Source organism: Aeromicrobium sp. 50.2.37 (assembly GCF_024655735.1).
Taxonomy (GTDB): domain Bacteria; phylum Actinomycetota; class Actinomycetes; order Propionibacteriales; family Nocardioidaceae; genus Aeromicrobium.
Window position 1 is genome coordinate 1 of the sequence record NZ_JANLGG010000047.1, and the last position, 10,538, is coordinate 10,538.

Below are 10,538 nucleotides of genomic sequence, written 5' to 3' on the forward strand. Positions count from 1 at the left end.
GGCGGCCTGCTCGAGCCGGCGGCGGCCGGACTCGGCCACCTGTGGGGGCAGGCCGGCCTGCTCCACGAGCCGGTCGGCCACGAGAGCCGCGGCGCTGTCGCGCACCGCGGCGGTGCCGGTCACGTCGCGCGACAGGGAGACGAACCCCTCCTCGTCCTCGACGTAGGTGCTCGTCCAGGCGGCGGGGAGCGCGACGGCCAGGGCCACCACGGCCACGAGTCCGGCCACCGTGGCCAGGAGGCCGCGCATCAGGCACACCTCCCCGTGTCGACGGCCCGCTCGGCGGAGACACCCTCGCGTGCGTCGTCCTGCGCCTGCTCGGCGGTGACGGCGTAGCCGGTGGAGCTGTCGGACACCGAGGCCGCGAAGATGACGCCGAGCACGGTGCCGTCGGTGCTCACGAGCGGCCCGCCGGAGTTGCCGGAGCGGACCAGGCTGCGCACCGAGAACGCCTCGCGCAGCACCTGGCCACGGTCGTAGATGTCGGGACTGCGCAGCGTGAGCTGCGAGCGGATGCGGGCCGCTCGCGCGTCGAACGGCCCGTTCTCGGGGTAGCCGAGCACGGCTGCCTCCTGGCCGGCCACACCCGAGGTGTCGAGCTCGAGCTCGGGCACGCCGAGGTCGTCGGTGGCGATCACGGCGAGGTCGAGCTCGGGGTCGAAGACCACGACGCGTCCGTCGAGACGCCGGTCGCCCTCGACCGTGACGACCGGGTCGTCGACCCCGGCCACGACGTGGGCGTTGGTCATGACGCGACCGGGGGCGTACACGAAGCCCGACCCCTCGATGCCCCGGCCGCACTCGGCCGAGCCGAGGATCTTGACGACGCTGCGCGACGCCTCACGCACCCCCGGCTGCGAGAGCGTCGTGTCGTCGGGCGGTCCGACGGCCGTGATGGTCTCGTCGGCGAACGGGTCGATGTAGCGCGGGAAGAGGTTGGCGTCGAGGGTCCGGCTGAAGGCGCGCAGCGTGTCGGTGGCGGCACCGGGCATGACCGAGTCGACCTTGGCCAGCACGGTGGAGTCGCGCGCCGCCTTGGCCAGGTACGGGATGGAGGTGCCGCTGACCGCGTAGCCGAGCGCCCACGACGCGACGAGGACCGCGACCATGCTCAGCGCTGCACCACCGACCGCGTCGACCGTGCGCAGGGGCGAGGCCCTGAGGCCGCCCCGGAGGTCGGTGCCGACGTAGGTGCCGACCGCCTGCCCGACGGCCGCCGCGCCGATGACGATGCCGAGCCCCAGCAGCGAGGTGGTCAGCGAGGGGTCCTGCCGGTCGAGCAGGCGCGGGACCAACCAGATGGCACCGATGCCGCCGAGCACGAGGCCCGCGGTGGCCACCATGTTGACCACGAACCCCTGGACGTAGCCGGAGACGGCGTACGCCACGAGCAGGACGGCGATGATCACGTCGAGAGAGCTCACGACGACACCTCCGGCGGCTCGGGCAGGGGGCGGGTCACGGTGTCGTCCCACGGCTCGGCCCAGCCGAGCCGCTCGAACAGCCTCGAGATGATGCCGGCGGTGAAGCCCCACAGCGGCATCTCGGTGCCGATCTCGAACGCCGGACCGCGCCAGCCCGACGGGTGCTCGACGCTGAACCGGTTGTCGGGGTCGACGAGGAGCCGGAGCGGGTGGTGGATCACGTGCCCCACCTCGGCCGCCGAGACCGGCTCGAGCCGACGCGGCGCCGACCAGTAGCCGAGCACCGAGGTGACGGCGAAGTTGCTGGGCGGCAGCCAGAGCGTGGGGAGCGTGCCGAAGACCGTGACCTGGGCGGGGTCGAGCCCGACCTCCTCCTGGGCCTCGCGCAGGGCGGTGGCCGCCGCGTCGGCGTCGCCCGGGTCGCACGCGCCGCCCGGGAAGGAGATCTGTCCGGCGTGGTTGCGCAACGTCGGCGCGCGCTCGGTGAGCAGCAGCTCGGGACCGTGCTCGCCGTCGGCGAAGCAGATGAGGACGGCGGCCGGTCGGGCGTCGGCCGGCGGGTGCGGGAAGCGCGGTGCCAGCTGCTCGGCCTGCACCGAGCCGGCCAGCTCGGCGAGCGGCACGAGCCAGTCGGGCAGCCCGGACGGCGCGGAGCCGTCGGCCGGCGCGCGCCCCGCGGAGGCCTCAGGGCTCACGGCTGGACCTCCAGGTGCTGACGGACGGCGGCGGTCAGGTCGTCGTACGAGGTGAACGGGACCCGCTCGGTGGCGACCATTCTTCCCTGCGCGTCGACGAAGACCGTCTGCGGCAGGCCGACGACGCGCAACGGACCGCGCGTGGTGGAGTCCGGGTCGACGAGCTGGGGATAGGTGACGCCGGCGTCGGACGCGAGCCGCACGGCCGCCTCGGGGTCGCTGTCCTGCACGTCGATCCCGACGACGGTGAGCCGGTCCCCGGCCTGCTCGTCGAGCCGGGCGAGCAGCGGGAGCTCCTCGCGGCAGGGCTTGCACCAGCTGGCCCACAGGTTCACGACCGCCGGTCCGCGCAGGCGGGAGAGGTCGACCGCGCCGTCGGCGCCGAGGCAGGCCAGCTCGAGCTCGGGCAGGGCGGCGTCACCGGAGGCGGGGGCGTCGTCGAGACGCAGGTCGGAGCACGGACGGATGCCGGCGTCCTGGGCCGCGGCGCGGGCCGCGGTGGTGTCGGGGTCTCCAGCGGGGGCTCCCGAACCGGCCGCGCCGCCGAAGGTCGGCTTGTCCGGCCCGGTGTCGACGTCGCTGCAGGCGGTGAGCAGCAGCGCCGTCGCGACGACGGCGATGGCGAGCCTCCTCACGCGCGGCCCTGGGTGGTGACCAGCTTCTCGGCCTCGACGGGATCGGTCGGTCCGGCGCCGTAGGCCGGGCACCAGTGGGCCACCGGGCAGGCGCCGCAGGCCGGCTTGCGGGCGTGGCAGCGGCGGCGCCCGTGCCAGATGAGGCGGTGGCTGAGCATCGTCCAGTCCTTGCGGGGGAACAGCGCGGCCACGGCATGCTCGGTCTTGACCGGGTCCTTGGCCGTCGCGGCGTCGACCCACTCGAAGCGCTGCACGAGACGTGCGAAGTGCGTGTCGACGGTCAGGCCCGGCACGTCGAAGGCGTTGCCCAGGACCACGTTGGCGGTCTTGCGGCCCACCCCGGGCAGCGTGACGAGGTCGCGCAGCCGGGGCGGCACCTCGGCGTCGAACCGCTCGACCAGGGCCGCGGCGAGCCGGACGATGCTGTCGGCCTTGGCCCGGTAGAAGCCCGTCGACCGGATGATCTCCTCCACGTGCTCGCGCGGGGCGCCCGCGAGCGCGGTGGCGTCGGGGTAGGCGGCGAAGAGGACCGGGGTGACCGCGTTGACCCGCCGATCGGTGGTCTGCGCCGACAGCACGGTCGCGACGAGGAGCTCGAACGGGGTGGCGAAGTCGAGCTCGCAGCCTGCCTCCGGGTAGGTCTCGGCGAGCACCCGGTGGGTCTTGCGGGCCCGGCGCACGAGGCTCGTCGTGGGCTTGGGGGAACCCCCGAGGGCGACGTCCGGCACGATGCCAGAGTACGTGGCGACACCGACACCGGCCCGGCGTGTGGCAATCGGGCGCCTGGTAGGACAGACTGTGACCGACTCAACAGCCGATAAGGATGCCTGTGAACGACGACGTGCTGCGCCAAGCGCCGCTCTTCTCCGGTCTCGACGACGATGCCGCAGGAGCCCTCGAGGCCTCGATGACCCCGCTCAGCCTGAAGCGTGGCGAGGTCCTCTTCAACGAGGGTGACGACGGCAACCAGCTGTACGTCGTCACCGACGGCAAGATCAAGCTCGGGCGCACGTCGCCCGACGGGCGGGAGAACCTGCTCGCGATCCTCGGGCCGGGACAGATGTTCGGCGAGCTGTCGTTCTTCGACCCCGGGCCGCGTTCGGCCACGGCCACCTCGGTCACCGACGTGACGGTGCAGAGCCTCAGCCACGAGGCGCTCACCCCGGTCCTGTCGAGCCACGCCGAGGTCGCGATGGCGCTGCTCAACCAGCTGGCCGGACGCCTGCGCCGCACCAACGAGGTCGTCGGCGACCTGGTGTTCTCCGACGTCCCGGGTCGTGTCGCCAAGGCCCTGCTCGACCTCGCGAGCCGCTTCGGACGCAAGGCCGAGGACGGCGTGCACGTCAACCACGACCTCACGCAGGAGGAGCTGGCCCAGCTCGTCGGCGCCTCGCGCGAGACGGTCAACAAGGCCCTCGCCGACTTCGCCTCGCGCGGCTGGCTGCGCCTGGAGCCCCGCTCCGTGGTCATCCTCGACCTCGAGCGCCTGCAGCGCCGCGCGCGCTGACCCCGCTCGACCACGAGCCCCGCGACCACCTGGTCGCGGGGCTTCGTCGTGCCCGGGGGTCCGCCGGCCGCCCGCGCCTCGGGCTGCGGGCCGGTCCTGGCCGTCAGAGGTAGGCCTGGCACCGAATCGCCCCGTCAGAGGTAGGCCTGGCACCCCATCGACCCGTCAGAGGTAGGCCTGGCACCTCGAACGGCCTGGATTCGGTGCCGCACCTACCTCCCACTGCCCCACCCCGGCGAGAGGGAGGAAGCGCCCGGAAGCAGCGCGTCAGAGCACGCCGCGGGGGCGGAACTGCACGCTGATCCGCGGGCCCACCGGCCTCGCAGTCTTGAGCACGGCGTGCTCCCAGGTGCGCTGGCACGAGCCACCCATGACGAGCAGGTCGCCGTGGCCCACGACGAAGCCGATGGTGTCGCCGGGGCCGTGGTCGGTCGGGCGCAGGCTGAGCCGACGCGGTGCGCCCAGCGACAGGATCGCCACCATCGTGTCCTCGCTGCGGCCCCGGCCGATCCGATCGCCGTGCCAGGCGACGCTGTCGCGACCGTCGCGGTAGTAGCAGAGCCCAGCCGTCACGAAGTCCTCGCCCAGCTCGGCGCCGTAGTGCCGGTTCAACGCCTCGCGCGCGTCGTCGAGCGCCGGGTGCGGCAGCACGGCCCCCGCTCCGTAGTGCGCCAGCAGCCGCGGGACGTCGACCGTGTCGTCGTACATCTCCCGCTTCTCGGCGCGCCACCGAACCTCGGTCTGCAGGCTCAGGAACAACGGGTCGGCGCCCTGCACCCACCCCGGGCGGACGTCGACCCAGGCGCCGTGGGCGAGCTCCCTGCGCTGCACCGAGGCACCCAGCGGGCCGACGACGGCCTCGTCGCCGACGTCGAGCAGCGAACCCTGGAACCACACTCGAGCATCGTAGGCGAGTTCGAACAGATGTTCTAGGCGCCACGCGCTCCGAGGCTCGCCGAGGCGCCGACTACGCTGCCCCCATGAGCGCTTGGGACGCCCTCCTCGACCGGGTCGACGTGATCGCCGACGCGCGCGCCGACGTCGACGACGCCGTGCAGGCCGAGCTGACCGAGCTGCTGGTGGGGGCCATGAGCGACGGGACCGCCGACCGCGAGCTGGACCCCGGCCAGGCGGGCCTGTGGCTCGCGGCGCTCCTGCGCACCCACGCCGAGGTCCAGGACGCGGGCGAGGAGCGCGCCGACGACGCGCTCAGCATGCTCCGCGTCATCATCACGCGCTGGCTGCACCCCGGTCGGCTCGACCAGGCGCCCCCCACGTTCGGCTCCTGAGGCCGACGGCGCCGACGCCGGCCGGACGCCGCACGCGCACCGAGCGGACCGAGCGGACCGAGCAGGGTCAGACGCGGCTGCCGCGCAGCTGCGCGAGGTAGACCAGGGCGGCCACCGTGCCGACGAGGTTGAGCAGCGAGAGCGGGCTCCAGAGCACCAGGTGCGCCGCGAGCGTGAGGCCCAGGATCACGAGCCACGAGTTCTTCGGGAGCGTGTCGGCGACGGCGAACCTGGCGGGCGCGCGGGTGAGGCAGTCCACGAGCGCGAACGCCTTGACCGCGAACAAGGCGAGCGACAGCACCAGCATCAGACCCGACTCGACCTCGAACACGCCTGGACCCTACCGGATGCACGAAGCGGCGGGCCCCGGTCGGGGACCCGCCGCTCGTGGTGAGCCGTGGCTCAGGACTGGCTGGTGGTGCTGCCCGTCGAGCCGGTGCTCGAGGTGGTCTTCTTCGCGGGCGACTTCTTGGCCGTCGTCTTCTTCGCGGTGCCGGTGGACGACGTCTTCTTGGCCGGAGCCTTCTTGGCCGTCGTCTTCTTCGCGGTCCCGGTGGAGGACGCCTTCTTGGCGGTGCTCTTCTTGGCCGTCGTCTTCTTGGCGGCCGACGTGGTGGCCGGGGCCTTCTTCGCGGCGGCCTTCTTGGTCGTGCTCGCAGCGGAGGCGGTCTTGGCCGGGGCCTTCTTGGCGGCGGCGGTCGTCGAGGAGGCGGCCGAGCGGGCGGCGGCCGACGTCTTGGCCGGGGCCTTCTTCGCGGACGACTTCGAGGCGGGGGCCTTCTTCGTCACCTTCGACACGGTGGCCTGGGCCTCGGCGACGATGTCCTCGGCGCGCTTCTGCACGTCGTCGGCCACGTCCTCGGCGGCCTTGCGGGCCTCCTTGATGTTCTTCTTGGCGTCCTTGCGCAGGGCGTCGAGCAGCTTCTCGCCGCGCTTCTGCACGTCGTCGAGCTTGAGGGCGCGCGCCTGGGCGACGAACTCCTCGCCCTTCTGCAGCAGCTCGGCGTAGCTGGACTGCGCCTGCGCCTGCGCGGAGCCGACGAGGCCGGTGGCCTGCGTGCGGAGGTCGTCGATCTCGACCTTCTTGAGGGTGTCGGTGAGGTTCTTGACCTCGTCGACCAGGGTCTTGATCTGGGCGTTGATCTGATCGGTGATGCTCATGTGGGTGTCTCCTCGGGAGAGGTGTCGGGATTGGCCTGGGTGACCGTTTCGGCAAGTGCCTCGTCCGGTGCGACGTCGGTGCCGACGAACGAGCGGTAGATGTCCAGCAGTGCCGTCTTCTGCCGCTCGGTCAGTCGGGCGTCGAGGGCGATGGCGTCCTCGACCATCCGCGCGCCGGACTCGTCGATGTCGATGAGACCGGCGCGGACGTAGAGCGACTCGGCCGAGATGCGCAGCGCCTTCGCGATCTGCTGCAGGACCTCTGCCGAGGGACGGCGCACGCCCCGCTCGATCTGGCTGAGGTACGGGTTGGAGACCTCGGACTTCTCAGCCAGCTGTCGCAGGGACATCTGCGCCTGGCGTCGCTGCTCGCGCAAGTAGTCGCCGAGGTTCTCGACGGCTCCTCCTACGTCCAGCTTGGCCATGTCTTTAGTGTGCTTGCATTTGCAAGCAGATGCAAGCAGATCTGCATGCGACCCGCCTCACAACGGCCGGTCAGAGGACCGGCCGCACCTCGCCGACGGGACGTCCGCCACCGAGCACCACCGGACGCTCGCGCAGCAGGTCGGCCTCGACGCCGGCCAGCTCGAGCGCGCGGTGCAGCACCACGAACAAGGGGCGCTCGCCGCCGTCCTCGATCTTGACCGCGAGGGCGGAACCGTCCGCCAGGCCGGCCACGACCACGCTCTCGGCGCCCGACTTCACGAGGGACCCCGGCACGGCACGGGCGAGTGCCAGGTCCGGACGGCGGGTGCCGCTGACCTGCTCGGGATGGGCCACCATCGCGTCGGCCACCCGCCGTGCCGCCGTCCCCACCTCCGCCTGGACGAGCCGACCGATGCCGCGGGCGAGACGCTCGAGCGACGTGGCGAGCAGCGGAGCGCCGCACCCGTCGATCCCGACCGTGTCGGGCGGGCCCACCAGGGCGGTGAAGGTCTCGGTGACGGCGCGCTGGACCGGGTGCTCGGGATCCAGGTAGTCCTCGGTCGACCACCCTCGGGTCACACAGGTGAGCAGCATCGCGGCGTGCTTGCCCGAGCAGTCCATCCGGATCGGCAGTCGCCCCTCGCCGGCACGCAGGACGGCTGCTTGCTCGTGCGGGTCCAACGGGTAGGACGCCGGTGTCTGCAGGGCGGACTCGTCGAGACCGCCGAGCGCGAGGATCTCGCGCACCCCCTCGAGATGGAACGGCTCCGCCGAGTGGCTCGCGGCCGCGAGCGCCAGCAGGCGCGGCTCGAGATCCAGGCCCGCCTCCACGAGACCGGTCGCCTGGAAGGGCTTGTTCGTCGATCGCGGGAACACCACGACCCCCGGATCGCCCAGCGACCACACGGTCTCGCCGTCGGGGCCGACGCGCACGGCTGCTCCGCGGTGGCGGCTCTCCACGAGCCCGGACCGGGTGACCTCGGCGACGACGTCCATCGTCCCAGCGTAGGGCTCCGCGAGCGCGGACGGCCGGGGCCAGGGCCTGCCGGGAGGGTGTCGACCCCGTCCGTCCCACTCGTCCCATTCGTCACTTTCTTCCCACGCGTGTCGTTCTTCCACTACAGTGCCCAGATCTGGTACGGCGCACTCGGGCGTCGGCTTCCCTCACCAGAAGAGGACTGCATGTCAACCCTGCGTCACGCTGTCGGTGCGTCCGTCCTGACGGTCCTAGCGGCCGTCACCCTCGTGGTCGCCTCCTTGGCCGTCCCTGCCGGCGCCGCGGTAGGTGCGCCGAAGCCGACGGTCCGTACCACTCAGACCACCGCATCGGTGTTCTGGCCGGCCGTCAAGGGGGCGCAGCGCTACGTCGTCTGCCTGAAACGCACCACGACGCAGAAGACGTGCACGGCGAGCGGTACCACGACGCGCGTCTCGCACGTCTTCCGAAACCTCACCCCGACGCGCGGCACCGACTACCGCCTCACCGTCCGTGCGACCGCCGGATCGTCGTCGGCCACCAGCACGTCCGTCGCGGTCGTGCTGCAGCCCCCGACGCCGAAGGTCAGCGTCCGCACCGCCCAGCAGTCCATCGCCGTCACGTGGGCGGCAACCCAGGACGTCGACCGCTACGAGGTCTGTCTGGTGCGGACCGTCGGGCAGACACCGTGCACCCGGCAGTCGACGACCACTGGCACGTCGGCGACCTTCGGTGGGCTGACCCCGGTCGAGGGAACCGACTACCACGTCGTCGTCCGGGCCTTCACCGGAACGCGGTCGAGCGTCTCTGCACCCGCGCCCGCCGAGCTGAACGCGGTCCGTCCCGGTCAGCCGACCGCCGTGGCCCACCGGGTCGGCTTCAACTCGGCCGTCATCACCTGGAAGGCCGCCACCAACGCCACGTCGTACGACGTCTGTCTCACGACCACGACGACGGCCACGGCGTGCGAGAAGACCACTCCGCCCACGAACGGCACGGAGGCGCGCGTCTATTCGCTCGCGTCCACGCCGGGTACTGACTACACCTACGTCGTGCGTGCGCACCGCGGCACCCTGAGCACCGACAGCGCCCGCGGACGCTTCAATCTCCCGGTCCCGAAGGTCACGACGCTCGCGGTCGGTGGGACAACGCCCTCGTCCCTGTCGCTCGACTGGTCCGCGGTCGCCAACGCCGAGACCTACGTCGCCGAGATCTCCACGGCCAAGGACCTCGGGTCGGGCACGCGAACCGTCACGACCACGAGTCCAAAGGCCACCTTCGAGGACCTCGCCCCCGGAGTGCGGTACTACGCCCGGGTCCGGGGCGTGAACAGTCCACTCAAGGGCGCGGCATCGGCCACGGTCACGAGGGTGCTCCCCACGAGCACCACGACGATCCGGGTGGTCACCTACAACCTGTGCGGACAGGACAAGTGCCGCGCCTCGACCGGGCTCGGCACCTGGAAGAGTCGCAAGACCCTGGCTGCCAAGGCAGCCCTCGGCACCAACGCGTCGATCATCTCCACCCAGGAGTCCGGGGACAAGGACACCAACTTCGGTTCGGTCCTGCCCGGCTTCCGCCGAGCGGCCTACAAGTCCGCCAAGTCGCTGTTCTACAAGAGCTCCGACTACACGCTGAACCGGTCCGGATCACTCACGCTCGACTCCGCCCGCAAGCGGTACGCCGTCTGGGCGGAGCTGGTCGACAAGGCGTCCGGCACCCCGTTCATCGTGGTCGACCCCCATCTCGAGCCCTACAAGGGAAAGAGCAACGACGACCTGCGGTACGCGCAGACCAGGCGGATGCTGTCGCTCGTCGACACGCTCAACACGCGGAACCTCGACGTCGTCTACGCGGGTGACATGAACTCCAACAAGCACAATGCGACCTACCCCGGCGGCTACGACGCAGTGCGCAAGGCCTTCCTCGCTGCCAAGCACGCCGACGCCCTCGACGTCGCACGGAAGGCCAGTACCGACGAGCAGCCCGACGGCAACGCCTACAACGTGGCCTTCAACACCGCCAACCAGGGCCGGGTCACCCCGATCCGCAACGGCGACCACGTGGACGCGATCTACACCTCGCCGGGAGTGGGCACCCGCCACTGGAAGGTCGTGGCCGACCTCTCCACCCCGACGCGCTACCGCACGCCGTTCGCGAGCGACCACAACCCGCTCACGGCCATGCTCACCATGCCGGGTCGTCCCGAGCTTCCCTGACGAGCGCACGGTGCCCGGCGGCGAACCGGCGACGCACCCAGGTCGCACGGGTTAGAATCACGCCGTCCTGCCCGTCCTCGTGCTGGAGCCGCTCCGTTGGTCACTCGTCGCCGCATCCCTGCGGGCCGTCGCGTCGCGACGCGTCCTGCGGGCCCGCCCTCACGCGGCGGTGCCCGGCGACGCCCCGGTGCGCGCGGCGGACGCAG

The 10,538-nt window shown here is 72.0% G+C and carries 13 protein-coding genes; 3 read left to right on the forward strand and 10 right to left on the reverse strand.

All coding sequences use genetic code 11. The features are described 5' to 3' along the window. The 5 genes from NUV38_RS16715 to nth all read right to left on the reverse strand — a co-directional run. Window positions 1-249 (reverse strand): hypothetical protein (locus NUV38_RS16715; protein ID WP_257730197.1); only part of this gene is annotated, 249 nt, incomplete at its 3' end. Beyond that, window positions 249-1,424 carry a MarP family serine protease gene (locus NUV38_RS16720; protein WP_257730198.1) on the reverse strand — a complete coding sequence of 392 codons (1,176 nt, stop codon included), beginning with the start codon at window positions 1,422-1,424 and terminating at the stop codon, window positions 249-251. The genes NUV38_RS16720 and NUV38_RS16715, both read right to left, overlap by 1 nt. Beyond that, on the reverse strand, window positions 1,421-2,119 hold the full coding sequence (locus NUV38_RS16725) for a CoA pyrophosphatase (protein ID WP_257730199.1): 699 nt from the start codon (window positions 2,117-2,119) through the stop codon (window positions 1,421-1,423). The genes NUV38_RS16720 and NUV38_RS16725 overlap by 4 nt, the downstream gene beginning before the upstream one ends. Continuing rightward, window positions 2,116-2,754: a TlpA disulfide reductase family protein gene (locus tag NUV38_RS16730; protein WP_257730200.1), complete on the reverse strand. Its 639-nt coding sequence runs from the start codon at window positions 2,752-2,754 to the stop codon at window positions 2,116-2,118. Before NUV38_RS16730 ends, NUV38_RS16725 begins: the two co-directional genes overlap by 4 nt. Continuing rightward, complete coding sequence (gene nth / locus NUV38_RS16735) at window positions 2,751-3,482, reverse strand: endonuclease III (protein ID WP_257730201.1); 732 nt, start codon at window positions 3,480-3,482, stop codon at window positions 2,751-2,753. The genes NUV38_RS16730 and nth overlap by 4 nt, the downstream gene beginning before the upstream one ends. Before the next feature lie 95 nt (window positions 3,483-3,577). Here nth and NUV38_RS16740 point away from each other — a divergent pair, with 95 nt between their 5' ends. After that, the gene (locus tag NUV38_RS16740) at window positions 3,578-4,261 is read left to right on the forward strand and encodes a Crp/Fnr family transcriptional regulator (RefSeq protein WP_200914344.1); all 684 of its coding nucleotides are present in this window, start codon (window positions 3,578-3,580) and stop codon (window positions 4,259-4,261) included. A 267-nt stretch (window positions 4,262-4,528) separates the two neighbouring features. Here NUV38_RS16740 and NUV38_RS16745 read toward each other — a convergent pair whose 3' ends face one another. After that, window positions 4,529-5,158 carry an alpha-ketoglutarate-dependent dioxygenase AlkB gene (locus NUV38_RS16745; RefSeq protein ID WP_257730202.1) on the reverse strand — a complete coding sequence of 210 codons (630 nt, stop codon included), beginning with the start codon at window positions 5,156-5,158 and terminating at the stop codon, window positions 4,529-4,531. An 83-nt stretch (window positions 5,159-5,241) separates the two neighbouring features. Here NUV38_RS16745 and NUV38_RS16750 point away from each other — a divergent pair, with 83 nt between their 5' ends. Then, window positions 5,242-5,550, forward strand: coding sequence for a hypothetical protein (locus NUV38_RS16750; protein ID WP_257730203.1), 309 nt, complete (start codon window positions 5,242-5,244; stop codon window positions 5,548-5,550). A 67-nt stretch (window positions 5,551-5,617) separates the two neighbouring features. On the opposite strand, the gene NUV38_RS16755 is transcribed toward NUV38_RS16750, so the two are convergent. From NUV38_RS16755 to NUV38_RS16770, 4 genes are all read right to left on the reverse strand, one after another. Beyond that, window positions 5,618-5,881: a DUF2516 family protein gene (locus NUV38_RS16755; protein ID WP_257730204.1), complete on the reverse strand. Its 264-nt coding sequence runs from the start codon at window positions 5,879-5,881 to the stop codon at window positions 5,618-5,620. 71 nt (window positions 5,882-5,952) lie between these two features. Continuing rightward, entirely contained in the window at window positions 5,953-6,711 is a 759-nt protein-coding gene (locus NUV38_RS16760) for a hypothetical protein (protein ID WP_257730205.1), read from the reverse strand. Continuing rightward, a complete protein-coding gene (locus tag NUV38_RS16765; RefSeq protein ID WP_055970030.1) occupies window positions 6,708-7,136 on the reverse strand; it encodes a helix-turn-helix domain-containing protein in 429 nt (142 codons plus the stop codon). Before NUV38_RS16765 ends, NUV38_RS16760 begins: the two co-directional genes overlap by 4 nt. Before the next feature lie 70 nt (window positions 7,137-7,206). Further along, on the reverse strand, window positions 7,207-8,133 hold the full coding sequence (locus NUV38_RS16770; RefSeq protein WP_257730206.1) for an asparaginase: 927 nt from the start codon (window positions 8,131-8,133) through the stop codon (window positions 7,207-7,209). 186 nt (window positions 8,134-8,319) lie between these two features. Between NUV38_RS16770 and NUV38_RS16775 the strand changes: the two genes are divergently transcribed. Further along, window positions 8,320-10,332, forward strand: coding sequence for a fibronectin type III domain-containing protein (locus NUV38_RS16775; RefSeq protein ID WP_257730207.1), 2,013 nt, complete (start codon window positions 8,320-8,322; stop codon window positions 10,330-10,332). The last annotated feature ends 206 nt before the right edge of the window (window positions 10,333-10,538 follow it).